Genomic DNA, 25,964 nt, shown 5'->3' with positions numbered 1-25,964 from the left:
ATTTCAGAATCGATTGTCGTCCGTAAGGACGACGAATGCGTATACGTATATTTACTTACGGCGTATTGACGTTCATTAGCTAACGAAACGCCATAGATTTCAAGGAAATCTGCCTGATTACAAAATAGTCGTAGACTACACAGCCCCTCTTGCGGAAGAACCACAACGCAAGCATGCGATCCGGCGACAAGAAAATGCCGCCAAGCAATGACCATCACTCCCTTCACCGTTTCCTCCGGGAAGAGAAAACGGCTTGACTCAACTGAGGAACAACACCCCCCATGCTTACCATGACCACCCTGATTGCCTCCGCCGCCATCATCGCCGCACTTTGCCCGACGGGAAAATTGCGCGCCTCCATCAACACCGGCAATCCCATCCTCGCCCACCTTAACGCCAACGGCCAGCCCGAAGGCGTTTCCGTCGATCTGGCACGCGAATTAGCCCGCCGGCTCAAGGTCGATGTGGAATTGAAGGTGTTCGATACCGCCGGAAAATCCGTCGAAGCCGTCAGCAAAGACCAGGCCGATATCGGCTTTTTTGCCATCGACCCGATTCGCGGCGCAGAGATCGCCTTCACCGCACCTTATGTCCTGATCGAAGGCTACTATCTGGTACCAAACGCCTCACCCATCATGAGCAATGCAGCGGTCGACCAATCTGAAAACCGTGTCGTCGTGGGTCTGGGCAGCGCATATGACCTCTTTCTGACGCGGGAACTGAAGCAAGCGCACATCGTCCGCGCCCCCTCCTCGCCCACCGTCGTCAGTACCTTCATCGAACAACAAGCCGAAGTCGCCGCCGGAGTGAAGCAGCAACTGGAAGCCGATGCGCAACGCCTGGGCGGCCTGCGCCTGCTCAACGAACGCTTCATGGAAATCCAGCAAGCCATGGGATTACCCAAAACGCGCGGAGAAGAAGCCGCCGCTTACTTACGCACCTTCATTCAGGAAATGAAAGCATCCGGCTTCGTCGATGAGGCATTGAAACGGCATGGCATCGAGGGCGCCTCGGTAGCGCCGGTCTGATACCGATTGGTTGACGATCAAGCGCATGGATTTTCCTTATCTGCACAGAAACCTCGTGGCAAGCGCACAAGCTCCGGGTAAAAATCGCAACTGCATTTGAATCGGATGCACACTGCTCACTGCCGCCCGGCTTGCAGCCGGATCCTTCGATACGGAGCTCACGCTCCTGCTCAGGACGAACGGGTCGCGCCAGTGGACGATGTGTGCTTGGCGCAATCAGCCGCAAGTGGTGTATCAGCTTGAGGCAAAGGGAACCGTTCGTCCTGAGTAGGGATGAAATCCCGTATCGCAGGACCCGGCTGCAAGCCGGTAGAACAGCGTTACGCCGTGCAAGAGCCCTCCCCCACGCACTCGTGGCAAGCGCACAAGCTCCGGGTAAAAATCGCAACGGTATTTGAATCGGATGCACACTGCTCACTGCCGCCCGGCTTGCCGCCGGATCCTTCGATACGGAGCTCACGTTCCTGCTCAGGACGAACCGGTCGCGCCAGTGGACGATGTGTGCTTGGCGCAATCAGCCGCAAGTGGTGTATCAGCTTGATGCAAAGGGAACCGTTCGTCCTGAGTAGGGATGAAATCCCGTATCGAAGGACCCGGCTGCAAGCCGGTAGAACAGAGTTACGCCGTGCAAGAGCCCTCCGACCCACACACAACAGCAGAACCGCTGAGTAAGCGTAGCGAGCGACGCCAGGTCAGGGTAAGAAGCGCAGCCGTACTTGAGTACGGCGACGATTTTGAATCCTTGCCGCCCTGAGATTGCACCGCGCAGTAGCTTACTCAGCGGTTCCAAGGTGGTGGTCGCGCATGAAGCGGTCTAACTCGGTTGGGTTGGAAACGTCGAGCTTGGCGTACACCTTTGCGCGGTGCGCTTCTACCGTGCGCACCGCCGATTGCAGCGCCAGCGCGATGTCTTTATTGTGCGGGCCTTCCCTGACCAGACTGGCGACTTCCTTTTCTTTGGGCGTGAGCGTCTGCCAGCGCGCTTGCGCCGCGCGCGTGAGCGGCAATCTGGCTGCCACTTCCGCCGCCGCCTGAAGCGCTTGCGCGACATGGTCGAGCAAGGTCACATCGTCACAGGGCTTGACCAGCCAGCCGAAAGCGCCTTTTTTAGTGGCTTCCACCGCCATGCCTATATCGCCATGCCCGGACAGAAACAGCACCACCAGCGGGCTATTGCGCTGACGGAGCGCATCGAACACCTGAAGTCCGCTAATCCCAACCATCCGTAAATCCAGAATGACGCAGCCGCAACGCTCCAGATCGGCAGAAGCGAGGAATGCCTCGCCTGACTCGAACAACTGCACCTGGTAGCTGCGCGAGGCGAGCAAATAGACCAGTCCTTTGCGCACGGCCTCGTCGTCGTCCACGACATACAAAATCAAATTATTGGTATTCGGAATGCTGACGTTCATGCCGCTCCTTTCAACTGGAAGGTAAAGACCACGCCGCCGTCTGCGCGGTTATGAAAATTCAATTGCCCGCCGTGGCGTTCCACAATCGTGCGGCAAATATTGAGACCGAGCCCAAGACCATCGGCCTTGGTGGTGAAGAAGGTGTCGAACACTTTATCGGCAAGGTCGGCAGCAATCCCCGGCCCGCGGTCGGAAATGGTGACGACGACGACGGCCTCAACCTGTCGCGCGGCGATCTCGATTTCGCGCAGATGCGGTACGGTGTTCTGCATGGCATGCACGCTGTTGAGCACCAGATTGAGCACCAGTTGTTCCAGCAGCACGCGGTCGCCGGAAACCAGCGGCAGCGATGCGTCTATCCGCACAATGATTTTGATGCGATGACGGCGAATTTCGGCATTCAGCAGCGCCAGCGCGTTGTTGACGATTTCTTGCAACTGGCACTGCTCGGCCCCTTGCGTCCTCGGCCGCACAAACCCGCGTATCCATTGCACGATCTCGGCGGCGCGTTGGGTTTGGGCGGTGATTTCGTTGAGGCTGCTGACCAGCATGGCCTGATTACCCAACTCTTCAAAGCGCTTCGCCGCGCTGGCAAAACTGCCCAGCGCCATGAGTGGCTGATTCAGTTCATGCGCCAGCGTGGAGGCCATTTCACCCAGACTGGCCAGACGCTGCGCATGCTGCAACTGCTCAGTCTGCTCGCGCTCCCGGGTTTCCGCCCGTTTTTGGGCGGAGATATCCACCACCGAACTCATCCAGCCAAAGTGCTTGCCGGTGACATCGATCAGCGGTGCCATGTACACCATGGAGTACACGTCGTGCCCGTCGCGATGGCGTATGCGCGACTCGTATCCTGTGGCAGCGGCCTGCCCGCTCAGGGCGGCATCATTGTCGCGCCAGTGTTTTTCCATATCGTCAGGATGCCAGTAGGGATAGGGCGGCAAGCGGCCGACCAGTTCATCCACTGAGTAACCGGTCATCTCGCACAAAGCAGGATTGACGTAGATGATGCGGCCCTCCAGATCGCGCGCCCGCATCCCGACCAGCAAAGAATCTTCCATTGCTTTGCGAAAGGCATGCGCCTGCCCCAGTTCCTGCGTGCGCTGGCGCACACTCACTTCCAGCTCGCGCCGGGCGTCGCGCTGTTCGACGAAGCGGCGTTCCCGCAGTTGCAAATACAGTCCCAATAACATCAGCAGGCCAGCGCCCATGCACGCCAGCATCCAGGCGCGATTGCGGGCATAGGTGACGACGGCGTAATCGGTGGTGACGGTGAGCGTCCAGCCCAGTTCAGGCAGCAACTCATCGACGGCGAGAAAGCGGCGCGGATGTCCATTGATGCTGGTTTTCAATTCGTAGCCCAGCTGGTCCTGCATCTGCCTGACCGCCCACGGTATGACCGGAAAAGTTCGGTAGAGGCCATACACATCGTGGCTTCGTATCCACTCGAGATCGTCGCTGCTCAAAGCCTTGGCCGCGCGATACATCCAGCTCGGTTCGGAGCCGAGAAAGAAAACCCCCTTGGCATCGGCCAGCATGATGGGCGCATCGGCGTTGGACCAGGTTTCCTGGATGGCGCGCAAACTTACTTTGACCGCGACGACCCCGATCACCGCCCCGTTCCGGCGCACGGGCGCAGACATGAACAGACCCGGCTCTCCGGTCGTTTTACCCACGCCGTAAAACTGGCTGCGGCGGCCCTCAAGGGCGTCGCTGGTGTACGGACGATTAGCGTAATCCTGGCCCACGAAGCTCTGCGCCGTATTCCAGTTGCTGGAAACCAGCGTATTGCCTTCGCGATTCATCACGTACAGGGCGTCGGACCCGGCGCTCCGGTTAATCTCTTCCAGATAATGATTGGCTTTTCTTTTGGTCTCAGGATCGAGAGGGGAAACAAGCGCAGCAATGACTTCGGGATGACGCGCTGCCGTGAATGGCAGGTAGTTATATTTGGCGGCCGCGCCGCGCAAAGCCAGCGTGTGAATTTCGATGGAGCGATGCAGCGAGTCGAGCTGAGTCTGCGCCTCGTTATACGCTGCCAACTGGCCAAGCCAGAAAATCAGTCCCAGCAGCGCCAGAACGAAAAGCGGCCAGAAGACCTTGCGAATGCGCAGGGGTCTGATGGTCACGACGGCTCTGATGGCTCTGATGGCTCTTATAGCTCTTATGGCTCTTATGGCTCTTATGGCTCTTATGGTGCCGATAGTCATGGGTACGAACTGGAGTTCATTGTTGGCCTGCCTGTCAAAATCCGCTTCCGCATGTCTTACGCCACTATCAGACAAGGCCCTCTGTCCGACAGAAGACGATACGGCTATTGTTGATCATCACTGCCGTTACGGCCTCGAAAACCGCCCGGCCAACGTCCCTTCCGCCACTCTCCCGAGCAAGGAATCCCGCATGAACAAGTCTGTCCCCAGTCCAGCGAAATACGATAGCGCCAGCGAAATCACGCTGGACGATGCCAATGAAATGTCCTTCCCTGCCAGCGACCCTATCTCTGCGTCGAACATCACGCGAATAGATAAAGCCCCGGAAATGGCACCCGCAGCGGAAGACCATCCGATCAGTAATCAGGTCGATCATATTGAAGCGCAGGAGTAGGTCTCCCCGGCTTACCCGCCAGACAAAAAACCTTGGCGAGTAAGCCGGCGCAAAAAGATAAGGTCGCGTCAGGACCCGAAAAATTCGCGCATCATGAAAGCTTCCAGCCCGGCGGTATCCTGTTGGCGCGCCGACAAGCCGACCACCTTGCCCAGCCGTTGCGATTCCCAGTTGAAATCGCCTGAATAATGTTTGCGTATGATGACGATCATGCTCCTGATGATGGCCAGTTCAACATTGCCATCCGGCCCGGCATCGACTTCAATCGACTGCACCTGACTATTGTTACGGTCGTTGGTCCAGCCGCGGAAGGTATAGCGCGCCAGACGCGGCCCTTTGCTCGTGACCTGGAATATGCCGTTGGTACCGCCATTGGCTTTACGCTTTTGGAAATTGATATTGGCGCTCGCAATCTCATTGGCCGAAGGCCCTGCCTCAGCCGCTCTGGCAGCGGCATTCTCCTGCGCGGCGGACGATTCGGCCGATTGTCGTCGTTCTCGCGAGGCGTTGACCATGGTCGACATATCCATATCAGGAGTAATGTCGCTTCTGGAGGTCGGCGCAGACACCGCCGCCTTGCCCGGCATTTCGAACCGTGAATTGGCTTTTTTCTCTGCCAGCAACGGCCGTTTGGTCGCCGTCGGTTTTTTCGGTGCTGGCTTGGGGGCAGGGTCCGGCTTGGGCGTTTCGGGCTGCTTCGCCGGTTTGCGGGGCGGCGAGACTAAAGAAACTTCCAGCGGACCTTGCGGCGTCTGCTCATTCGTCCCCTGGGTCTGCGGCGTGGCCAGATGAATCAACATGAAAAGGGACGCATGCACCAGAATCGAAAGGGCAATACCGCCGCCGACGCGCCAACGCGCGCGACGCTCTTCCAGGCTCAGAGTGGCGGGTTTAAACATCTTCATGAGGGATAACTACACTCTCGGTATCCGGCGGGTGCAAACAGCATCAACGCTCCATAGGGCCGGCAAGGGAAGGAAAATCAGTCTTCGTGTGTGAATGGAATTTTAAGGGACTGCGAGCAAGTGCCTTCTGCCCACCTCATCGCAGAACCATCCTGTTTTTTTTGTTACGTCTGTAGTGTCTGGCTATCACCGTTCCAGCTGCTTTCAGCCCAGAATGCATGATTGCTCCATGCATCACACCACAGTTCACATCCCCTTATTGAAAGAGAAATGTCATGAAAAAAATTCTTGCCATCCTGGCTCTCAGCGCGGCAGCCGCCGGGTTTACCGCCAACGCCTCCGCCGCACAAGTATCGGTTGGCGTTTATGCTGGTGCACCAGCGCAGTATTATAGTCCGTCCCCGGTAGTTTATGCCCCGCCCCTGGCCTATTATCGCCAAGCGCCTGTTTATGCGGGTCCGGGCTGGCGTGAACGGCGCGATCGACGCGAATGGCGCGAACGTCAATGGCGACGCGATCGTGACCGCCGTAACCACCGTCGGCATGGCCGCGGTCGACACTGACCAAACCGGGCCGCGACTCTTTCCCGCATCGACTCCGGGAAACAGCCGCAGCAGGAAAAACATATAATCCGGCTTTGCATGGACAACACGGCAAGCGACGGCTTGCCGTCGATGTCTTAACAGCGTCCTGCGCATTCTCTGTTTTTCCAAGGAAAAGAGTCATGGCCGTTTTCAGCCCCGCTATTGCCACTAGCGTCGTCGCCCCCGTCATCGTCATTGCCCCCGACTCATTCAAAGGTTCGTTGAGCGCGCAACAGGTTGCCGCCGCCATCGGCGAGGGCATCCTGCGCGCCCTCCCCGATGCGGTCGTGCGCCTATGTCCGATTGCCGATGGTGGCGAAGGTACGCTCGATGCGTTGATGCACGCCGGCGGTGAAGTCCTGCGCCTTCCGGTGCGCGGTGCCGGCGGCGCGCCGATTCTGGCAGCGGCCGGTGTACTGAGCGACGGCAGCGCCGTCATCGAATCGGCAGAAATCGTCAGCCTCACCGACCCGGTCGGAACGGCTGTTAGCGTTGAAAACCGCAGCACCTTCGGCATCGGCGACGCTCTGCTGTCGCTAATGGACAAAGGCCAGCGGCGGTTTTTAATCGGACTCGGCGGCAGCAGCACCAATGACGCCGGCATGGGCATGCTGCACGCGCTCGGCATCCGGCTCTACGATAGCCAAGAGCATGAGCTCGCGCCGATTCCCTCCGAATTAGCCCGACTGGCGAGAATAGACGCCAGTGGCCTGGACAAGCGCATCCCCGAACTTGAACTGGTTGCCATGTCCGACGTCAACAATCCCTTGTGCGGACCGACCGGCGCCACCGCCGTGTTCGGCCCTCAAAAAGGCGTTTTGCCGGAACAAGTCAAACCACTCGATGCATCACTGGCCCACTTCGCCAGCCTGCTGCAAACGGCAATGGGACGTCAGGCGGCAGACCTGCCGGGAGCCGGCGCGGCCGGCGGCATCGGTTTTGGTTTGCTGATGTTAGGAGCGCATTTTGAATCGGGCGCGGAAACCGTCGCCAACCATATCGGCCTGGATGCCGCCCTCAGCGGTGCGGACTGGCTTATTACCGGCGAAGGTCGCAGCGATGCGCAAACGCTACACGGCAAAGCGCCGTTTATCGCCAGCCGGCGCGCGCGTCAGGCCGGTGTCGCCGCCACGCTGCTGTCGGGAGGAATCGAGCCACAGGCCCTGCCTGAACTGAACCGGCATTTCAGCGGTTGCTTTTCCATCGTCTTTGGCCCGATCAGTTTGCAGGACGCCATTGCCAATGCCGAACAGCTGCTCCGTGATCGCGCAGAACAGCTCGCCCAACTATGGAAAATTGCCAGCGCCGCGCAAGCAATCAAGCAAGCAATCAAGACCACCAGTTGTATTTAAAATATTAGTGGAATTCGATATATAGGGTACAGTTGTTTCGCTCGGGAAATAGCATAAAAGTGGCACATCGACCAAAGAGAGAAATTGATTTGATAAAAAAATACAATTCCACAAAGAAAATTGTATTTTGGACAAAACATTGTTTTTTTGACAATTTTTCATCTAAAATTCGTGAAAAAATTGCCCTGAAAAATCTACTTTTTGTGATTGCAGCGATTACAAAATAATAACCACACTCTCTTTGAGTGAGAAACAGAGCATCACATGCGTGTCACTACCACCCCCCGTTTATTTCTCCGCGCGTGCAAGCGTTGTTTTTCCGCAACCTTCCTGTGTGGTATTTTTGCCGCCAGCGTCCACGCTCAGGTCCCCACCGATCCCAGCAAAACCGGCGAACTGATTCCCGCCACACCCGGCTCCCTGTCCACGTTGTCCCTGCCTTCATCGGTCATTGCCAATACCCGCGTCGGCGCCGGCGACATCCTGCGCGTAACCGTATTCGGCCAGGAAGACCTGTCCGCCGAAATCGGCGTCAATGACAAGGGATACATCACGCTGCCGCTGATCGGCCCGCTCGGAGCGAACGGCCTGTCCACCAGCGAACTCGCCCTCAAAGTGACGGATGCTCTGCTGAAAGGCGGTTACGTGCGCAATCCCCAGGTGTCGGTCGAAGTCATTCAATCGCGCAGTCAGATGGTGTCAGTACTGGGAGAAATCAGCCGCCCCGGCCGCTACCCCATCCCTGGTCACATGACCGTGCTGGAATTGCTGGCTATCGCCGGTGGGCTGACCGAGCGTGCCGAACAAACCGTCACCCTGCTGCGTCGCCCGGATCCCAACGACACTAACGACGCCGGCCAACGCATCCCGATTCAGCTCGGCGAAGCCGGCCCTGCGCAACTCGCCCGACGCACTCCGCTCGATGTTGAACTGCGCAGCGGTGACGTGGTGTATGTCGCCAGCAAAAAACTGTTTTATATCCACGGCGAAGTCAACCGCCCCGGCTCCTATCAGATGGAACCCGGCATGAACGTCATGCGCGCCATTGCGCTGGGCGGAGGCATGACGCAACGCGCCTCAACCCGACGCATGACGATCAACCGCAAAACCGAATCCCAGGGATTGCAAGAATTCAAAGCCGGCATGAGCGAAGCGCTCGAACCCGGCGATGTGGTCTACGTCAATGAAAGTTTGTTCTGATCCATGAGTGACAACAGAGTAAGTACCAACGTACAAGCGCCGGATTCTGGTCTGTCTTCCGGCCAGCTGGCCGCGATGATTTCCGCCCGGCGCGGCACCATTTTGAAGACCACGCTGATTACGGTCGCTCTCACCTTCGTAATTACACTGGTCTTGCCAAAAACCTATACCGCCTCATCGGATATCTACATCGACTACAAAGGCAGCAATGCGATCTCCGCAGCCGCTGCCATTTCACCGATGCTCGATGAAAGCTACATGCAGACCCAGTTCGACATGATCAAAAGCCAGGCAGTGGCCGATCGCGTGATCGACAGCCTGGACCTGACCGCCTCAGCCGATTATCAAAATGCCGTGCAAAGCCAGGGTGAACCGCGCGCGCACGCCAACCTGCTCAAAAACATTATCGACCACACCCTGATCATCACCCACCGCTCCAGCCGCGTGATCGAAGTCGAATACGCCGCACGCTCGGCCATCAAATCGCGCGACTTTGCCAATGCCGTCGTCACCGCCTACATCGGACTGACACAGGAAATCGAATCGAAAGCCGCCCGTTCGCGCACCGAGCAATACAACATCCAGCTCGAAAATCTGCGCAAGGAAGCCGACAACATCCAGCAGAAACTGACGCAGTACCAGCAAGAAGTGGGCATCCTCGATGTCAACGAACACAACGACATCCTCTCGCGCGCACTCAACGACAACGTCACCGCCCTGACCACGATTCAAAACCAGCAGGAAGAAGCAGAAGCGCGCAATAACGCCACCAACATCTTGCTCAAGCGCGGCGTGCGTGTGGACGAACTGCCGGAAATTGCCGAACGGCCCAACATCAACGATCTCAAAACCAAACTGAGCGACGCGAATAAACGACTCAGCGATATTGAATCGGTACTCGGCCCCCAGCATCCGAAAACTCTGGCCGCCATTGCCGAGCGCGCCAGTCTGACGCAGCGCATTGCCCGCGAAGCGCGCAGCACGCTCGAGGCGCGGCAAAGCGACGCCCAGCGCATGAAAATCCAGCAACAGACAATTCAGCAACAAATCGATGAGCAAACCGCCAAGCTGTTGGCCGACAAAAAAGACCGCGACGTCATCACCTCTTACCAGCGCCAGCTCGAAAGCGTGGACCGCGTCTACAACGCCGCGCTGCAAAAATACGATAGCGTCCTGATGGCCAGCAATATCAGCACCCCCAATCTGACCGTATTGCGCATTGCCGAAGAACCCACCTCACACGCCAAACCGCTGATGCTGCAAAACCTCGCCGCCAGCGTCATCATCGGCCTGTTGCTGGGACTCTCCCTGGCCCTGCTGTACGAAATCAGTCAGCGTCGCCTGCGTAGTCTGGACGATCTCCTGCGCGGCATCCATCTGCCAATGTTAGGCCAGATAGGCGCGGACCCGCTATGAACAAAAATACCGGCCACGCCAACGTCATCAATGACGGCACCGACAAAATGGGCACCCGCTTCATCACAGCGGGCCTGCTGACTGAAATCCAGGTCGTCCGCGTCATGGAATTGCAGAACGCCGAAAATATCCGCTTCGGCGAAGCCGCCGTGCGCCTCGGCCTGCTGTCGGAACAGGACGTGCAAGCCGTCCTGTCCAAGCAATTCAACTACGCCACCGCCCTGCCCAGCGCCAATATCGATGCCTCGCTGGAAATCGCCCACGCTCCCTTCAGCCTGGAAGCGGAAGCCATCCGTCAGATCCGCGCCGAACTGGGCATCCGCCTCGGCGACGAATCGAAAATATCGCTCGCCATCGTCAGTCCCAACGAAGGCGAAGGCAAAAGCTATCTGGCCGCCAGTCTGGCCATCGCCTTTTCGCAAACCGGCAAACGCACCCTGCTGATCGACGCCAACATGCGCGCGCCACGCCAGCAAACACTGTTCGGCATCAGCGGCAAGACTGGCTTGTCGACCATCCTGGCCGGACGCACCTCGGTCGACGCCGGTGAAATCCCGGCCAGCTTTCCATTGCTGCATGTGCTGTGCGCCGGACCCAAGCCGCCTAACCCGCTGGAAATTCTGGCCAAACCCGCGCTCAGCGATCTGATTGCCAAGCTGCACGACGATTTCGACGTCTTCATCGTCGATACGCCCCCTGCCAATACCTCATCCGACGCGCAAGCGATTGCGCAACAAGTCGGCGTCTGCCTGCTGGTGGGCCAGCAGCACGTCTCCACGCTGAGCAACCTGCGCCGCACCCAGGAGCAAATGAAAACTGCCGGCGCGCAAGTCATCGGCACCATCTACAACAGTTACAGCAATCGCAACACTGCAGCCGCAGCCGGTACTCAACGATGGTCCCGACTGCGCCAATGGCTCGCCCACATCCGCAACCGGTGAGCCGGCGCAAGCTGCTCGTTCACTCGCTGGCCTCACTGGGCGATCAGGCCCTGCTCAGCGGCCTGAACCTGCTGCTGGGTTTGCTGCTGATCCGCCTTGCCAGCAAGACCGCCTATGGGGTGTATTCGCAACTGATCGTCGGCGGCATTTTTGCCTTCACCATTCTGGAAGCGCTCATCACCGGGCCGCTCACTACACTGGCACCGGCGCGCAGCGACGATAGCCGCGCCCGACTGATCGCCCATCTCACTATTTTTCAATGGCAAGTGAGCGCCGCGCTGGCGCTGCTGTTCGGCGTCGCCGCCGCGCTGCTGACTGCCGGTGCCGACGCCCATCCGCTGCAACTCGGTGCCGCCTTCGCCATTTACATCTTCGCCAATGCCTTGCGCGAATACCGGCGCAGTATCGCCTTCATCGAAGGCAAACCGCACCACGCGCTGCAAATTGATATCGCCTACGGACTGGGGCTGGCCGTCGGCATTTCCCTGCTGGTACTGCTGCGCCAGCTCAGCATCCCCGGCGTGCTGCTGGTGCTGGGACTGGCCAACGTGCTGGCACTGTGGCGCGGCAAAACACCGATACCATCGCTCTCGACCCCCGATGCCAAAAGCGACTACCGCGCCGACCTCCGCGATATCTGGCGGCGCGGCCGCTGGGCCTTGCCGGGGGCCATGGTGGCCTGGTTCACCAATTACAGTTACCTGTATCTGGCCGCCCTCTGGCTGGGCGTCGCCGCCAGCGCGGAACTGAACGCCTCGCGCCTGCTGCTCATGCCGATTTCCCTCAGCGTGCTGGCCTGGTCGCGGGTAGCGCGACCAATGGTCACCCGACTGCTCGCCGCCGGCGACTGGAAAAATCTCGACCGGCTGGCGTGGGTCTCGGTGCTGTGCATCGAACTGCTGACAGTGGCCTACGTCGCCGTCCTATGGTGGTCGCTGCCGTGGCTGGTCAGTCATCTGCTGGGCAGCAAATACAGCGGGCTCGATCCGCTGGTACTCGCATGGGGCCTGTATTTCGCCATCAATGCTGCGCGCTGGATAGGCTCGTCCTGGCTGACCAGCAACGACCAATATCCGCTGCTGCTCATCAGCGGCATAGCCTGCCTGCTGGTGATGCTGGCGGCCACCTCGATTGTGATACCGCTGTATGGCGCCTGGGGAGCCATCCTGGCGCTGGTGATCGTTGAAGCGTTCGATTTCGTGTTGATCTGGATGGTCTTGCTGCCCATGCTCAAGCGCCGCCGGAAAGGAACGCCGACATGAACCTGCACGCTGAAACGCCTGCCGCGATTCCTGTGGCGATTCCTGCCCTGATCTCTGCCGATATCGATATCAGCATTTGCATCTGCACCTTCCGCCGTCCACTGCAACTGACGCATTTGCTGGTGGCACTGCTGGCACAAGCCTACGACGACCTGCGCATCGAAGTGGTGGTGGTCGATAACGACCCCGCCGGCTCCGCAGCTACCGTGCTGGAACATTGGCGACAGTGCTCGCCGCTGCCCTTGCAAGCGCGACACGAACCGACCCCCAATATCTCGCTCGCCCGCAATGCCGCCGTGCATGCTGCCAGCGGCGCATGGATCTTGTTCATCGACGACGACGAACTGCCCGATCCCGACTGGATACGGCGCATGGTCGCTACGCAAGCGCAGTATCAGGCCGATGCCGTGCTGGGCCCGGTCACGCCGAACTACCGCAGCGATACCCCCGACTGGATACGGCGCGGCGATTTTTTCAACCGCCGCCGCCTCGCCACCGGCACACGAGTCGGCATCAACGACGCCCGCACCGGCAATGTCCTGATTCGCCGCAGCCTGCTGCAGCAACTCCCCGGCCCGTTCGACCCGGCCTTCGGTCTCAGCGGCGCGGAAGACACGCTGCTGTTCCACGCCCTCATCGACCTGGGCGCGGTGCTGATCTGGTGCGACGAAGCCACCGTCAGCGAAGAAGTGGCCAGTCAGCGCGCCACCCTGGGGTGGCTGCTGCGCCGCTCCTACCGGCAGGGCCAGACCTACATGCGCTGCGAACTGGTCCGTCGGCGCGGCGCGGCCCGCTGCTTGCGCGGCGCGCTACTAGGACTGCGCGCGCTGCTCCAGTGCGCTATCGCCCTGGTCTGTTCTTTGCTGTGCCTCCCCTTATCCCCCGTCAAGGCCGTCAAATGGCTGCGCATCGGGCTTTCTCAATGCGGCAAATTAAGCGCCCTCGCCGGCCATCGTTATCATGAATACGGACGCTGAAGACCGCCGCCGCCGCAGCGAGCGCCGCCTGATTGAACGCGCCCCGCACGACACGCACGCGCAAATCATCAATACCTACGTAGTGCGCTTGCTCATCGTATTGAGCATGACATTCTCACTGCTGCCGCCGGGCTTCAACTGGGGCGCGGACGATCCGCATGGCAACTTCGCAGAAGGGTCGCTGCTATTTCAAATCCAGTTCGGCTCGATTTTCCTGATCGGCACCTGGCTGGCGTGGCGCAACCGCAACTGGAGCCGGCGTCACCTGCAACATCTGAACCCCTTCCTGATACTCATCATCCTGTACTGCCTCGCCAGCATGCTGTGGTCGCCCTACCCTATCGTGACTCTCAAGCGCGTCACCCAACTGGCCGGCCTGACGCTGGTCGGTGTCGCCATCTCGCCACCGATAGGCGGTCGCCACCAATTGATTCGGGTCTTGCTCGGCACGCTGGTGGCGCTACTGATCGTGTCTTTCTTTGTCTCGCTGCTCATTCCCAGCGTCGGCGTCGACTATGAACTGGGCGGCGCATGGCGCGGCCTGATGACGCAAAAGAACACGCTAGGGGCCATCGCCGGTCTGAGCGTAGTGCTGTTCATCAAGGAAAGTTTTGGCACCCTCGTGCCGCGCAGCCTGTGCTTCGCCGGTGCCGTGTTCAGTCTGTTCATGCTGATCATGGCCAAAAGCAGCACCGCCATCCTGGTTGCCGGTCTGGGCAGCATGATTTATCTGCTCGTCCGGAAGCGCTATCTGGTGGGCGAATTCGCCGTGCGACGACTGGTACTGATGATCATCATGATCCTGCTGGCGGCGCTGATGCTGTTCTTCATTGTCGAAAGCAGACTGCCGAACTGGGACGAATTGCTCACGCCATTTACCGCCCTGTTCAACAAATCTGCCGACCTGACCGGACGCACCGATATCTGGCGGCTGGTACTGATGGAAATCAGCCGTCATCCGCTTTTAGGCATCGGCTACGGCGCGTTCTGGCTGGGCGACGGCAGTCCCTCGCAATACATCATCAATGCGCTGCACTGGATGCCGCTGCAATCGCACAATGGCTATCTGGATATTCTCAATGAACTCGGTGCCGTCGGTCTCGTCTTGCTGGCACTGGTGTTTACGGTCCATATCCTGCATCTGATCCGGCTGACCATCATCGACCGCGAAGAAGCCGCCATTCATTGGGCCATGCTGATTCTGATCCTCATCAGCAACCTGTCGGAAAGCGAAATGTTCCGCGGCGTGCTGTTCCAGAATATTTTTTTTCTGTACTCCTCCACCGCGATCTCAGCCCGTCTGACACTGCACCGGATGGAACGCAAAGAGGCTGCCGGCTTCCTGGCGCAGCGCGAGTCATGAACACATCCCTGAAAGAAATAATGACATCACGCATGCTTTGGCGGAGTGCAGCAAACATGGGGACCGGAATCTGTCTGGCCTTGGCCGCCAGCATCAGCCAAGGGGCAGAAAACAGAACCGCGCCTGCCGCGTTCACCACCGCATTTACCACCGCAGGCGGCATGCAGTTCTATCCGTTCGCCATCGATCAGGACGGACTGCGCGGCGCGCCGGATCGTTCTGCCCTGAACCGGGAGCTGGACGCCGCTGCCCGGATTTTCGTGCGCGACGGCCATTTTTACCGCGTCGGCCCCGACCTGCGCGCCAACAGCAGCGACGATGCGCGGGTGCGCCTGTACGGCATCAACCTCTCTTTCGCCACCAATTTCCCCACGCCGGAAAACGCCGTGCGCCTCGCGCGCCGTTTGCGCAAACTGGGCTTCAACGCCGTGCGTCTGCACCACATGGACACCCTTCCCGGCACGATGGACAATCCCAAAAGTCTGCTCACACCGGGGGCCTATCCCAGCTTCAATCCGGTGGCGCAAACCAGACTGAAAAATTTCATTGCTGCGCTGAAACAGGAAGGCTTGTACGTCAACCTGAACCTGCATGTCGGCTACCGTTTCCGCGCCGCGCTCGACCATGTACCAACGGCCGAGGGCAACGCCGACCGCGCCGCGCTGGGCGCGCCAGTGTATGTGTACACCCCGCGCATGATTGCCCTGCAAGAAGAGTACGCCCGCCAATTGCTGCGCGCCCTGAACCTGCGCAACGACCCGGTGCTGGCAATGGTGGAAATCAACAATGAGTCCTCCTTGCTGGCCGCCTGGCAAAGACGCGAATGGAAGCAGGCCGTCCCCAAAGCCTACGAAGCCGAATTGCAGCGGCAATGGCAGCGCTGGGTCAGCACCCGTTACGGCAACGTCGCCGCCGCCTGCAAGGCATGGAAAACCTGCGACGTCGCCAGCGTCTCGGTCCCCTTGCTCACTCCTGCCGACGCCGATTATCTGGCCACCGATCAACTCGGTCAGTGGGGCGTCCGGCTCGACGGCAAACTGCGCGCGCTGTCCGACCAGTTATTCGGTGCCAGCGACCCCGGCGAACCGGGCAATTCCGGCAATGCACTGCGGATACGCGACTTCCTGCAATTCCTCGTCGCTACGGATAGCGCTTACTTCAATCGCCTGCGCGATGTCGTGCATCAGGAAACCGATCCGCTGGTGCCTGTCACCGGCACGCAGATGGGCTACGGCGGCGTGCTCAATTTCGATTCGCAGGCAAAGATGGATTACATCGACGAGCATTTCTATGTCGATCATCCCGATTTCCCCGGCGTCGACCGCGACCGCCATGACTGGCGCATGCACGACAGCTCACTCAGCGGCGGCGAATTCAATCGCCTGCTGGCTTTGTCGATGCACAAGGACAGCCGCAAACCCTACGTCATCAGCGAATACAACCAGCCCTTCCCCAACCGGCAAGCACCCGAAATGCTGCCGCTGATGGCCGCCGTCGCCGCGCAACAGGACTGGGACGGTTTGTTTTTATTCGACTACATGGATGGCGACACCTGGTCCACTACGCCGAACTTCTTCACTCTCAGCGGCAACTGGAACAAATTCGCCCTGACCGGGCAAAGCGCGCAACTGTATCGTCAGAGCGAGATCGCCCCACTGCGCGACGCGCTGGCAATACCGCTGCCGCCGGTCGCCCGTTACGCCATCGCCGCCTCGCTCGATCGCAGTGCGCAAGACACGCATTTAGCGCTGCGCTACGGCGTCACACCGGAAACCGCGCTGCAGGCGCGGCTGTCGATGGATCTGAATGGCAAGCCAGAGCAGTTCCCACGTCAGACCGCCACCGCTGCCGCTGCCACCGAAACGACCACCACCGGCACCCCGCTGCGCTCGGCCAACGGTGAACTGGAATATCAGTCACAGCAACGCGTAGTGCTGCTGCGCAGTCCCCGCAGCGTCGGCTTTTTCGGTTTCTTCGATCGCAACAAGCGTAGTGGCGATGAGCGCGCCTGGCTGAAAATACAAGGCAAGGGACGCGCTTACACCAGCCTCCTGGCCAGCTCGCTGGATGGCAAACCACTGGCAACATCCAAACATGTCCTGATCGCCGTCGCCGCCGCCGTCACCAGCACGCAACCCGGCTCCATCCCGCCGCGCCCCAAAGAACTGGCACGCTATAAAAGCGATGCCAAATGGCTGACGCTGGAATCAGACGGTGATGCCGCCAGCAGTCCCTCCGGTGCCGCTGAAGCAGGCTCCGGGCCGGTCTGGATGGAACGCACCGAACTCAACTTTGGCATGCGCACCGCGTTCACCGCGCTGCGCGTCTATCCGCTCGACGGCAACGGCCAGCGGCGCGCGCCCTTACCGGCATCGCGCATCATCCTCAAAAATGGCGAAGTAATACTGCACCTGCAAGCCGATGTGGCGGAAACCAGTCCCTGGTATGAAGTAGTAGAAGAAAACAAGGAAATATCACAATGATCCAGAATAAAAAATCTTCCTGCTGGCTCGGTGCCTTGATGTTGGTGCTGACTCCTGCTTCCGCCTACGCCGAGGCGGAATATGCGGTACAGGCCGGCTCCACTGCCTACCGCATCTACAACCCCTATCAGTTCCCGAGCAGCAGCGGCAACGGCCTCAAAACGAGTGACAATGTCTATTCGACCGATCTGCGGGCCGCTCTTTTTCTGCCCTTGCCGACCGATCGCAGCCACCTGTCGCTGACCGGCGCTGTCTCGAAAATGCAGTACGACACCTTCCGCAATCTCGACTACTTGAAAACGCAGTACATCGCCGATTACGATTGGGAATACAGCGACTGGGTGCGCGGTCGTTTTTCGCGCAGCACCGATGTGCGCCTGTACACCTATTTCGGCGGCAATTTCACCAACCAGGAATTACCGCATCTGAAAGAAAATCTGGGCGAAGTGGCCTTGCGCATCACGCCGCGCTTCGACATTCCGGTCACGCTGTCGAACCAGTCGCTACGCTACACCGACCCATCCAACACCCGGCTCTACAACATGAATAGCGACGTGTCGCAAGTCGCACTGCGCTACGAGTCAGGCATTAAATCCACGCTATCGACAGGCTTCAAACAAAGCCGGGTCAACTTCCCCGACCGCAGCGCCAGCGATATCTCGGCCATCGATTCCGGCTACACCGACCGCGAACTGTTTCTCGACACCCGCTGGCGTTTTGCCGAAAACACCATCGTTCTTGGACATCTGGGCAACGTACAGCGACAATTCGCCACGCTGCCCAACCGCAACAGCAACATCCCCTCCTACTTGATAGGCGTGGACTGGCAATATTCGCTGATCAGCTCACTTGGCCTGCGCCTGATCGATCAGCCACAGACCAATGAACAAGCCGATAGCCGCCTGTATTCGGTTTCACGCGCAGTACAGGGTCTGGCCACATGGCAGGCAACGCCAAAAATCAAGGTCTCGCTCAAAGGCTCGCTGGAAACGCAAACCTATCAAACCTTTGCCAATCTGGGCAATGCCGTGGTGGGCAACGGCACCGACAAACTCAAGCGCTTCGGCGCCCGTATCGATTACGACATCACCCCCCGACTGGCACTGCGTACTGAAGCCTTTACGGAAAAAACGGTCAGCAATGGCGGCAGCACCGAGTACTCCCGCAACAGCGTGCAGATCGGTCTGCATTACACCTTTGAAAATCTGGTCGGCAACAACCGGGCCAGAACCCAGATCGACGGCCTGCAATGACCGGAACTGGCCCGCTGAGTCCGTTGAGCCCGTTGAGCCCGCTGAGCCCGCTGAGTAATGCACAGCGGCTCTCCTTGCGCTACATTCCGGGACTCGACGGCTTGCGTGCGGTAGCGATTCTGATCGTGCTGCTGGCGCATCTGGGGCTGCATGCCTTTGTACCGGGCGGGTTCGGCGTGACCTTGTTCTTTTTTATCAGCGGCATGCTGATCACGCGGCTGCTGCTGGCCGAACACGATACCGGCGGCGGCATTGCGCTGGGTCGTTTTTATGTGCGCCGCCTGCTGCGTCTGTATCCGGCGCTCATAGCGGCGGTTGCCTGCGCCAGCCTGGTGTACTGGATCGATGGCGGCACCATGAGCTGGGGCAAAGCCCTGTCGAGTCTGCTGTATTACGCCAATTATTACGGCATTGCTTACGGTTACAGTCTGGGCCATGAAGGTTTCGACCCCTTCTCCATCCTGTGGTCACTGGCGGTGGAGGAACAATACTATCTGGTGTTTCCGCTGCTCTGTCTGGCGCTGGCCGGACGGCGAAAAAGTCTGACCTGGCTGCTGGCGGCCATCGTGCTGGCGACGCTGCTCTGGCGCATCAACCTGCATGCGGCGGGTGCCTCTGCGGATCGCATTTACATGAGTACCGACACCCGTATCGACTCCATCCTTTACGGCGCATTGCTGACACTGTTATTGGCGCGCGACGCTAGCGGCGTCTTGCTGCGCTTCCTGTCGCAACGCATCGTCCTGAGCGCTGCCGTGCTGCTGCTGGCAGCCAGCTTCCTCGTGCGCGATCCTGCCTTCCGCGACACCTGGCGCTATACGCTGCAAGGACTGGCCCTGATGCCGCTGCTGGCGACGCTCTGTTTTTCCGATGCGCTGGCCCGACTGACCCGGATTCTGGAAACGCATCCGCTGCGTCGCATCGGCGCATGGTCGTATTCGCTTTACCTGTTTCATCCTATCGCCATCGTCATCGCGGAAATGGCATGGGGGCCGGAGAGCACCGATCTGCAACGGGTGAGCCTGTGGCACTCCGCAGGATTCGCCCTGACCGCCATCGTCTTGTCGTTTGCGCTGGCACTGGCGTCCTACTTCTGGATAGAACAAAATTTTCTCAGCCTGCGACGCCGGTTTGGCGCGCATATCATCGATCCATCCTCGATCAACGATCATCCACCCCGCATTGGAAATACAGCTCATGAATAATCCTATGACCCGACCGTTGACGCGCTGGCTGGCGCGCCAATTGGTGCGCAATCAACTTCCCTTGCGCGGTGACACTGCCGTCGTCAGCTTCACCTTTGACGATGTACCGGCCTCTGCCTGCACCAACGGCGCGCACACGCTGGAACAGCACGGCGTGCGCGGCACGTTTTACATTGCAGGCGATCTGACCGACCGGCTGGAACAGGGCATCCCCTGCCATTCCCTGGCGCAACTCAAATTACTCAAGGAAAGCGGACATGAAATCGGGAGTCATGGTTTTTCTCATATTCACTACGACACCCTCAACGATGCGCGGCTGAAACTGGATCTCCAGCGCAATTCGGATTTCCTCGACCAACTGAGCATCGACCCGGCCTGGCTCAATTTTGCTTATCCCTTCGGTGCCTATTCTCTTGAAGCAAAACTGACCTGCAGAAAACGCTTCCGCTCCAGTCGCATCAGCGGTGGCGGCCACCACGAAAAATCAGCCGATCTGAATGCCCTGAAAACCTACCGTCTGTATTCCACCCCGGTCGATGCGGGCAGCTATGAAAGTCATCTGAAGCGGACTGTCGCAACCAAAGGCTGGCTGATCATCAATACCCACGATGTACAGGCCTCCCCCAGCCGCTACGGCTGCACGCCGGAGCGGCTCAACACCGCCGTCGCTGCCGCTCTGGCCGCGGGCTGCAAGGTATTGCCGGTGGATGCCGCGATTGATTATTGGGAAAGTCAGAGTTAAGCAGTGCCGTACTTGATGACCACGCAGACTGCTGACAGCAGCCCGGCTTGTCGCCGTATCCTTCGATACGGAGCTGACGCTCCTACTCAGACGAACGGTTCTCTATGTGCCAATCCAGGCAAACCACTTGCCGCAGAACACACCACTTCCCGTTCGTCCTGAGTAGGGATGCAATCCCGTATCGAAGGATCCGGCTGCAAGCCGTGAGAATCGTCCTTGAGTACCGCGACCATGATTAATCATTGCTGCCCTGAGATTGCGTCGCACAGTGGCTTAATCAGCAGCCCGGCTTGTCGCCGTATCCTTCGGTACGGAGCTGACGCTCCTACTCAGACGAACGGTTCTCTATGCGCCAATCCAGGCAAACCACTTGCCGCAGAACACACCACTTCCCGTTCGTCCTGAGTAGGGATGCAATCCCGTATCGAAGGATCCGGCTGCAAGCCGGGAGAATCGTCCTTGAGTACCGCGACCATGATTAATCATTGCTGCCCTGAGATTGCGTCGCACAGTGCCTTAATCAGTGGTTCCTTAAGGATTGCCGCGCAGGCGGCGTACCCAGGCGCGCAGCGCCGGCTGCTCTCGCGCCCAGCGATAGCAACGACTCCATAACGCTGCCACGGCCACCGCCAGCTTGCCGCGCAAACTGCGGCCCACATCCGCGCCGTATAACAGCATCGTGCTGTCGGCCCAGTCGCGTTTGTAGGCATCGTCGCCGACCGTCAAATCGAATACGGCCAGCCGTTCGGTGATGCACCATTGCACCACGGCATCGAGCAAAATCCGACCCGGTGAATAACGCGCCCAGATTCCGTTTTCATAGCCCGGCATCAGCCAGTAAAAACGCTGCGCATGGCGCATGCCCCAGTGGGTGGCAATCAGCTCGTCGCCCGCATAGAGCGCCGACACTACAATCTCGCCATCGCTGATCTGCTGCTCTGCCAAGCTTTGATAAAACGCCAGATAAGCGGGTTCGGCAAACAAATCGCGACTGCCACTGGCTTGCCAGCGGCGCGACTTCTGCTGCGCCATGGTGTCAATCACCGCGGCGCGTTGCGCCGGCGCAACCCGAATATCGATGCGCACCGCGCCGCTTTCACCCAGTCGTCGCAGACAGCGGCGGGTGTCGGCAAACACGCGGGCGCTGCGGGTCTTTTGGAATTCTTCGAAAGTCGCCGGCAAGTGGGCGGCATGCGCTACACCGCTGATGGTCATTCCGGTCAGTCCGATAAAGGGGTTGGGAACTTGCTCCGCACGCAGCACCATGTAAGGCGGCTGACGCTGCAAGCGCACGATATCGAGCGGAGGCAAGCAATCGAGAATGAACTGCCATAGCGCTGCAAATGAGTCCGGCGTCAACGCCGCAGCAAAGGCTGGTTCGATCAGCGGACCGAGATAGTCGGTGACTTCGCCGCCGGCAAACGCCAGCATGCGCAGTCCGCGCCGACGCACAATAGCCAGCGGCAGCCATATCAGGCTGCGCCCGTCGGTAGCGCTCAGTTCTGCCACACAGGGCTGCCAGCCTTGCGCCTGTCCCAGCGTTTGTTGCCAGACTGCCTGCCAGGCGAAGGTTTGAAAACCGTATCCGGCGCAGGTCTGTTCCGCTGCACGCCAGCGTACGGCGGCAGCGTCCAGCGTGGAATAGACGGTCAGTTGCGCGGCGGCGCTGAGGTCGATGCGGAGGCTGGCGGGAAGGGGATGGTGGCGCATCGGCAAGCCTATGAATATAAATTTGGAGTCAATGCGCGGAGCCCATGCGCCGAATCAAGGCCCTCAATACGCGTGCCGGTCGCGAAAGAGCACCCCGACCGTCATGAAGATGATGCGGAAATCCAGTCCTATCGACCAGTTGTTGATGTAGTGCAAGTCATAGCGGATGCGGCGCTCCATCTTGTCGAGGGTATCGGTTTCGCCGCGCAAGCCATTGACCTGCGCCCATCCGGTAATGCCCGGCTTGACCTTGTGACGCAGCATGTAACCCTTGATCTGCTTGCGGTACAGCTCATTATGCTGCACGGCGTGCGGACGCGGCCCGACCATGCTCATGCTTCCACCTAATACATTGAAAAACTGCGGCAATTCATCCAGCGAAGATTTGCGCAAAAAGCGGCCAAAAGCAGTCACTCGTGCATCGCCGACCGTTGCCTGATGCAATACACCGTCCGGCGCAGCGGCTTCGTTGCGCATGGAGCGGAATTTGAAGATGGAAATTTCCTGACCACCCGCGCCATACCGTTTCTGGCGGAACAGCACCGGGCCCGACGATGTCAGTTTGACGCCGGTGGCAACGACCAGCATCACCGGACTAAACAAGATCAGCAGCAGCAGCGACACGCCGATATCGAAGCTGCGCTTGAGCACCCGCGCTAACCCGATGAACGGCGTTTCATAGGCCACCAACACGGGCAGACCGGCAATATCGGTAAAGCGAATATCGCGCAAACCAAACAGGCGCGATTCAGGCACGAAATAAATCGACACGACCGTATCGAGCAAGGCTTCCACCACCGGTGCGATCAACGTGCTGCGTGCATGCACCAGTCCGACGAATACCACATCGACTTCGTTAATCGCCACCCAGTCATTGGCATCTTCGAGTCGTCCCAGACGCGGCAGCAATGAATTGATGCGTGACGGTCCCTCACGACTATCGAAATAACCGAGTACCTGAAAACCGAACTGGCCGGATTCCTGCAAGCGCGTAGCGAGTTCCTGCGCATCTTCGCTGAAACCGATGAACACCGTTTTGCGCACCGCGTCGCTGCCGCTATACAAACGGCGGGCAAAGACGCGACATAGCGCCGCCGTCAACAGCAGAGTGAAGGGTGTCGCCAGAAACCAGATCAGCATGACCAGTCGCGAGACTTCTTCCGTCGTTTTGGTCAGATAGAGCACAAACAAGGCAGAAAAATACACTACGCCCCACAGCCGCAAAATACTGAAAAATCCGGCCAAGAGGGTCGCCCGCGTATCGACATCGAAACGCCGCAGATCGCTGAACGCTGCGAATCCCCCCAGCGCAGCAATCAGCGCGGCCAAACGAAAAGTAAAAAATTGGGCATGTGGATACCATCCCACGACCAGCGCCAGCGTGGCTACGATCGTCACCGCGCAGGCCAGACCGACCGCCAACGCAAACAAGGTGGTGTGATGGGTCGATTTATCCTGATATGAACTCAAGGGGGGTCTCTTTGTCAGGTATTCATTTGACGCCGGTTGGCGCGCATTTTTGTTGCTGCTTGCGTACGCGGTGGTTTATTGCGCATCTCTGCGACGTTGGCGCTGCACGCTGATTTCCCGCCGCAGCAAGGTCCAGAAACGAGCGCCCTCGACGATGTAGCGACGCCAGAGTCGCCGCGGCTCCGACATCAGCCGCCACGACCATTCCAGTCCGGCGCGCTGCATCCAGAGCGGCGCCCGCTTCTTGAAGCCCAGCGCAAATTCCATCGATGCCCCGACGCAAAAAATCAACGCGGTTTCCAGCGTGTCGCGAAAAGCTTCCGCCCAGCGTTCCTGTTTCGGCATGGTGAGGCAAACGAATACCATGGCCGGACCGGCCTGATTGACTTTGTCCCGGGCTATGCGCCCTTCCTCGCCAAACGGATCGAATTGCATAGAGGGACAAAATATAGTGACCTTCAGCCCCGGGTAGATTGAAGCAAAACGGGCCAGCAGCATGGCCTCCTGCCCGGGCATGCCGCCAAGGATGAACACCGGCAGGCCACGTTCCGCCGCGCCATGCGCCAGCGACACGAACAAATCGGCACCGGTAACGCGCTCCGGCAGGCGGCGTGCCGCGCAACGGCTGGCCCAGACCAGCGGCATACCGTCGGCAAAAATATAATCGGCGCGCTGATAGAGTTCCCGGAATTCGGCATCACGATCGAGCCGCACCAGATTACTGACGTTGGGGGTAAGAACAATACGCGGAGCCAGTCGGAGTCCGGCTGCCTGCGCCAGCAAATGTTCGCTGGCTTGCCTCAGAGTCACCGCGCAAATGTCTTGCCCGAAGAGCCAGACAGTGGGAAGCGCCTCAAGAGTGGAAGTATCCGAAATAAGCATAGCAATAGAGGCCGTCTTTATGAATGTTTTTGGTACTATTACTGAAATATTGTCAGCACTATAACAAATTGTTTCTAGGTAATTTTTCTGATTGGCATTAGTTTATTTTTGGATTCTCCAGAGTAATGAATTACACAATTTGAATTACACAATTTTTGATTAACCAAAATATTTTCATGCGGCAATAAACCGATTAAAAAATAATCCGTCTCCTTTGACTCACAAGGCAAAACGCATGTCCCGCACCCCCAGGCAAAACCGACTCAACCCTATCCCGGCCGCTCCGGCCACCCACCCCCGCACTATTGCACTCGTCATCATTACCCCGGTGCGTGATGAAGCTAAATACCTGCGATTAACGATGGACGCGATGGTGGCGCAAACGATGCGTCCGGTGGAATGGATTGTGGTAGACGACGGCTCGACCGACGCCACGCCCGATATCGTGCGCGAATACGCACAGCAGTACCCCTTCATACGACTGGTGTTGCGCCAGGACAGAGGATTCCGCAAGCTCGGCGGCGGTGTGGTGGCCGCATTCAATTTCGGCACCGAACACATTGAGCATCAGGATTACCGCTACATCGCCAAACTCGACGGCGATATGTCCTTCGGCCCGCTCTATATAGAACACATGCTGCGCAAACTGGACGAAGACCCGAAGCTGGCTACCGTCTCGGGTCAGGTGTATCGCGATGAGGGTGGTCGCTTTATTGAGGAAATCCAGGTCACCGAGCAAGTCGCCGGCCAGTTCAAGCTGTATCGTCGCGAAGCCTTTGAAGATATCGGCGGCTTCGTCGAACATCTGGCCTGGGATGGCATCGATATCCATACCGCCTGGATGAAGGGCTGGAAAACCTTCAACTACTACGACCCCGACGCCTGGCTCTGGCATCACCGCATCATGGGCTCATCGGACAAACACATATACGAAGGTCGTCTGCGCTGGGGGCGCGGCAACTGGTACATGGGCTACCACCCCCTCTACGCCGTGGTCGCGGGCCTGAACCGCATGCGCGAAAAACCCTACGTCATCGGCGGTCTGCTGATGATTTACAGCTACTTCCTGTCGGCACTGCGCGGTTTGCCGCGCTATGAACACCCCGAATTCCGCCGCTATTTGCGCAACTGGCAAATGCAGCGTCTGAAACGCTTTTTCAGCGGCCGGAAATAAG

Annotated in this window: 24 protein-coding genes; 16 read left to right on the top strand and 8 right to left on the bottom strand. The window is 58.9% G+C overall.

The window, feature by feature from the left end; translation table 11 throughout:
- Positions 1–281 precede the first annotated feature (281 nt).
- On the top strand, positions 282–1,028 hold the full coding sequence (locus RGU70_RS08075) for an ABC transporter substrate-binding protein (RefSeq protein WP_322208882.1): 747 nt from the start codon (positions 282–284) through the stop codon (positions 1,026–1,028).
- A gap of 571 nt (positions 1,029–1,599) precedes the next feature.
- Positions 1,600–1,782, top strand: coding sequence for a hypothetical protein (locus RGU70_RS08070; protein WP_322208881.1), 183 nt, complete (start codon positions 1,600–1,602; stop codon positions 1,780–1,782).
- A gap of 19 nt (positions 1,783–1,801) precedes the next feature.
- On the opposite strand, the gene RGU70_RS08065 is transcribed toward RGU70_RS08070, so the two are convergent.
- Together RGU70_RS08065 and RGU70_RS08060 are read right to left on the bottom strand one after the other, a co-directional pair.
- Positions 1,802–2,440 carry a response regulator transcription factor gene (locus RGU70_RS08065; protein ID WP_322208880.1) on the bottom strand — a complete coding sequence of 213 codons (639 nt, stop codon included), beginning with the start codon at positions 2,438–2,440 and terminating at the stop codon, positions 1,802–1,804.
- Entirely contained in the window at positions 2,437–4,569 is a 2,133-nt protein-coding gene (locus RGU70_RS08060; protein ID WP_322208879.1) for a PAS domain S-box protein, read from the bottom strand. The genes RGU70_RS08065 and RGU70_RS08060 overlap by 4 nt, the downstream gene beginning before the upstream one ends.
- A 271-nt stretch (positions 4,570–4,840) precedes the next feature.
- Here RGU70_RS08060 and RGU70_RS08055 point away from each other — a divergent pair, with 271 nt between their 5' ends.
- Positions 4,841–5,044 (top strand): hypothetical protein, encoded by a 204-nt coding sequence (locus tag RGU70_RS08055; protein WP_322208878.1) that lies wholly within the window; start codon positions 4,841–4,843, stop codon positions 5,042–5,044.
- Positions 5,045–5,112: 68 nt separating this feature from the next.
- On the opposite strand, the gene RGU70_RS08050 is transcribed toward RGU70_RS08055, so the two are convergent.
- Positions 5,113–5,949 carry a hypothetical protein gene (locus tag RGU70_RS08050; RefSeq protein ID WP_322208877.1) on the bottom strand — a complete coding sequence of 279 codons (837 nt, stop codon included), beginning with the start codon at positions 5,947–5,949 and terminating at the stop codon, positions 5,113–5,115.
- Between the two features lie 275 nt (positions 5,950–6,224).
- Between RGU70_RS08050 and RGU70_RS08045 the strand changes: the two genes are divergently transcribed.
- From RGU70_RS08045 to RGU70_RS07990, 12 genes are all read left to right on the top strand, one after another.
- Positions 6,225–6,512, top strand: coding sequence for a hypothetical protein (locus RGU70_RS08045; protein ID WP_322208876.1), 288 nt, complete (start codon positions 6,225–6,227; stop codon positions 6,510–6,512).
- A gap of 182 nt (positions 6,513–6,694) precedes the next feature.
- Positions 6,695–7,885: a glycerate kinase gene (locus RGU70_RS08040; RefSeq protein WP_416186556.1), complete on the top strand. Its 1,191-nt coding sequence runs from the start codon at positions 6,695–6,697 to the stop codon at positions 7,883–7,885.
- Positions 7,886–8,149: 264 nt separating this feature from the next.
- Complete coding sequence (locus RGU70_RS08035) at positions 8,150–9,085, top strand: SLBB domain-containing protein (RefSeq protein ID WP_322208874.1); 936 nt, start codon at positions 8,150–8,152, stop codon at positions 9,083–9,085.
- Positions 9,086–9,088: 3 nt separating this feature from the next.
- Positions 9,089–10,501, top strand: coding sequence for a Wzz/FepE/Etk N-terminal domain-containing protein (locus RGU70_RS08030; protein ID WP_322208873.1), 1,413 nt, complete (start codon positions 9,089–9,091; stop codon positions 10,499–10,501).
- Positions 10,498–11,442, top strand: a complete 945-nt coding sequence (locus tag RGU70_RS08025) for a polysaccharide biosynthesis tyrosine autokinase (protein WP_322208872.1) — start codon at positions 10,498–10,500, stop codon at positions 11,440–11,442. Before RGU70_RS08030 ends, RGU70_RS08025 begins: the two co-directional genes overlap by 4 nt.
- A complete protein-coding gene (locus RGU70_RS08020; protein WP_322208871.1) occupies positions 11,415–12,704 on the top strand; it encodes a hypothetical protein in 1,290 nt (429 codons plus the stop codon). The genes RGU70_RS08025 and RGU70_RS08020 overlap by 28 nt, the downstream gene beginning before the upstream one ends.
- Positions 12,701–13,681: a glycosyltransferase family 2 protein gene (locus tag RGU70_RS08015; RefSeq protein WP_322208870.1), complete on the top strand. Its 981-nt coding sequence runs from the start codon at positions 12,701–12,703 to the stop codon at positions 13,679–13,681. The genes RGU70_RS08020 and RGU70_RS08015 overlap by 4 nt, the downstream gene beginning before the upstream one ends.
- On the top strand, positions 13,665–15,044 hold the full coding sequence (locus RGU70_RS08010; RefSeq protein WP_322208869.1) for an O-antigen ligase family protein: 1,380 nt from the start codon (positions 13,665–13,667) through the stop codon (positions 15,042–15,044). The genes RGU70_RS08015 and RGU70_RS08010 overlap by 17 nt, the downstream gene beginning before the upstream one ends.
- Positions 15,045–15,100: 56 nt before the next feature.
- Positions 15,101–17,527, top strand: a complete 2,427-nt coding sequence (locus tag RGU70_RS08005) for a cellulase family glycosylhydrolase (RefSeq protein WP_322208868.1) — start codon at positions 15,101–15,103, stop codon at positions 17,525–17,527.
- On the top strand, positions 17,524–18,780 hold the full coding sequence (locus RGU70_RS08000) for a hypothetical protein (RefSeq protein ID WP_322208867.1): 1,257 nt from the start codon (positions 17,524–17,526) through the stop codon (positions 18,778–18,780). Before RGU70_RS08005 ends, RGU70_RS08000 begins: the two co-directional genes overlap by 4 nt.
- Positions 18,777–19,985, top strand: coding sequence for an acyltransferase (locus RGU70_RS07995; protein ID WP_322208866.1), 1,209 nt, complete (start codon positions 18,777–18,779; stop codon positions 19,983–19,985). Before RGU70_RS08000 ends, RGU70_RS07995 begins: the two co-directional genes overlap by 4 nt.
- Positions 19,978–20,727, top strand: coding sequence for a polysaccharide deacetylase family protein (locus RGU70_RS07990; RefSeq protein ID WP_322208865.1), 750 nt, complete (start codon positions 19,978–19,980; stop codon positions 20,725–20,727). The genes RGU70_RS07995 and RGU70_RS07990 overlap by 8 nt, the downstream gene beginning before the upstream one ends.
- Before the next feature lie 86 nt (positions 20,728–20,813).
- Here the strand turns inward: RGU70_RS07990 and RGU70_RS07985 are convergent, their stop codons facing one another.
- The 5 genes from RGU70_RS07985 to RGU70_RS07965 all read right to left on the bottom strand — a co-directional run bounded on the left by RGU70_RS07985 (position 20,814) and on the right by RGU70_RS07965 (position 24,789).
- Complete coding sequence (locus RGU70_RS07985) at positions 20,814–20,960, bottom strand: hypothetical protein (RefSeq protein WP_322208864.1); 147 nt, start codon at positions 20,958–20,960, stop codon at positions 20,814–20,816.
- Positions 20,961–21,056: 96 nt separating this feature from the next.
- Entirely contained in the window at positions 21,057–21,203 is a 147-nt protein-coding gene (locus RGU70_RS07980) for a hypothetical protein (protein ID WP_322208863.1), read from the bottom strand.
- Between the two features lie 55 nt (positions 21,204–21,258).
- Positions 21,259–22,437: a GNAT family N-acetyltransferase gene (locus RGU70_RS07975; RefSeq protein WP_322208862.1), complete on the bottom strand. Its 1,179-nt coding sequence runs from the start codon at positions 22,435–22,437 to the stop codon at positions 21,259–21,261.
- A 63-nt stretch (positions 22,438–22,500) separates the two neighbouring features.
- A complete protein-coding gene (locus RGU70_RS07970; RefSeq protein ID WP_322208861.1) occupies positions 22,501–23,907 on the bottom strand; it encodes an undecaprenyl-phosphate glucose phosphotransferase in 1,407 nt (468 codons plus the stop codon).
- A gap of 75 nt (positions 23,908–23,982) precedes the next feature.
- Positions 23,983–24,789 (bottom strand): WecB/TagA/CpsF family glycosyltransferase, encoded by an 807-nt coding sequence (locus tag RGU70_RS07965; RefSeq protein WP_322208860.1) that lies wholly within the window; start codon positions 24,787–24,789, stop codon positions 23,983–23,985.
- 235 nt (positions 24,790–25,024) lie between these two features.
- Here RGU70_RS07965 and RGU70_RS07960 point away from each other — a divergent pair, with 235 nt between their 5' ends.
- On the top strand, positions 25,025–25,963 hold the full coding sequence (locus RGU70_RS07960; protein WP_322208859.1) for a glycosyltransferase family A protein: 939 nt from the start codon (positions 25,025–25,027) through the stop codon (positions 25,961–25,963).
- Position 25,964 lies beyond the last annotated feature (1 nt).

It is taken from the genome of Herbaspirillum sp. RTI4, assembly GCF_034313965.1.
In the GTDB taxonomy this organism is placed as follows: domain Bacteria; phylum Pseudomonadota; class Gammaproteobacteria; order Burkholderiales; family Burkholderiaceae_D; genus Herbaspirillum.
This window is presented reverse-complemented; position numbering and strand designations above follow the sequence as displayed.

Bases quoted from the DNA above. Each gene is read 5' to 3' on its own strand.
- RGU70_RS08075 (WP_322208882.1), top strand. From the start codon at position 282: ATGCTTACCATGACCACCCTGATTGCCTCCGCCGCCATCATCGCCGCA.
- RGU70_RS08070 (WP_322208881.1), top strand. From the start codon at position 1,600: ATGAAATCCCGTATCGAAGGACCCGGCTGCAAGCCGGTAGAACAGAGT.
- RGU70_RS08065 (WP_322208880.1), bottom strand. From the start codon at position 2,440: ATGAACGTCAGCATTCCGAATACCAATAATTTGATTTTGTATGTCGTG.
- RGU70_RS08055 (WP_322208878.1), top strand. From the start codon at position 4,841: ATGAACAAGTCTGTCCCCAGTCCAGCGAAATACGATAGCGCCAGCGAA.
- RGU70_RS08050 (WP_322208877.1), bottom strand. From the start codon at position 5,949: ATGAAGATGTTTAAACCCGCCACTCTGAGCCTGGAAGAGCGTCGCGCG.
- RGU70_RS08045 (WP_322208876.1), top strand. From the start codon at position 6,225: ATGAAAAAAATTCTTGCCATCCTGGCTCTCAGCGCGGCAGCCGCCGGG.
- RGU70_RS08035 (WP_322208874.1), top strand. From the start codon at position 8,150: ATGCGTGTCACTACCACCCCCCGTTTATTTCTCCGCGCGTGCAAGCGT.
- RGU70_RS08030 (WP_322208873.1), top strand. From the start codon at position 9,089: ATGAGTGACAACAGAGTAAGTACCAACGTACAAGCGCCGGATTCTGGT.
- RGU70_RS08025 (WP_322208872.1), top strand. From the start codon at position 10,498: ATGAACAAAAATACCGGCCACGCCAACGTCATCAATGACGGCACCGAC.
- RGU70_RS08020 (WP_322208871.1), top strand. From the start codon at position 11,415: ATGGCTCGCCCACATCCGCAACCGGTGAGCCGGCGCAAGCTGCTCGTT.
- RGU70_RS08015 (WP_322208870.1), top strand. From the start codon at position 12,701: ATGAACCTGCACGCTGAAACGCCTGCCGCGATTCCTGTGGCGATTCCT.
- RGU70_RS08010 (WP_322208869.1), top strand. From the start codon at position 13,665: ATGAATACGGACGCTGAAGACCGCCGCCGCCGCAGCGAGCGCCGCCTG.
- RGU70_RS08005 (WP_322208868.1), top strand. From the start codon at position 15,101: ATGGGGACCGGAATCTGTCTGGCCTTGGCCGCCAGCATCAGCCAAGGG.
- RGU70_RS08000 (WP_322208867.1), top strand. From the start codon at position 17,524: ATGATCCAGAATAAAAAATCTTCCTGCTGGCTCGGTGCCTTGATGTTG.
- RGU70_RS07995 (WP_322208866.1), top strand. From the start codon at position 18,777: ATGACCGGAACTGGCCCGCTGAGTCCGTTGAGCCCGTTGAGCCCGCTG.
- RGU70_RS07990 (WP_322208865.1), top strand. From the start codon at position 19,978: ATGAATAATCCTATGACCCGACCGTTGACGCGCTGGCTGGCGCGCCAA.
- RGU70_RS07985 (WP_322208864.1), bottom strand. From the start codon at position 20,960: ATGGTCGCGGTACTCAAGGACGATTCTCACGGCTTGCAGCCGGATCCT.
- RGU70_RS07980 (WP_322208863.1), bottom strand. From the start codon at position 21,203: ATGGTCGCGGTACTCAAGGACGATTCTCCCGGCTTGCAGCCGGATCCT.
- RGU70_RS07975 (WP_322208862.1), bottom strand. From the start codon at position 22,437: ATGCGCCACCATCCCCTTCCCGCCAGCCTCCGCATCGACCTCAGCGCC.
- RGU70_RS07965 (WP_322208860.1), bottom strand. From the start codon at position 24,789: ATGCTTATTTCGGATACTTCCACTCTTGAGGCGCTTCCCACTGTCTGG.
- RGU70_RS07960 (WP_322208859.1), top strand. From the start codon at position 25,025: ATGTCCCGCACCCCCAGGCAAAACCGACTCAACCCTATCCCGGCCGCT.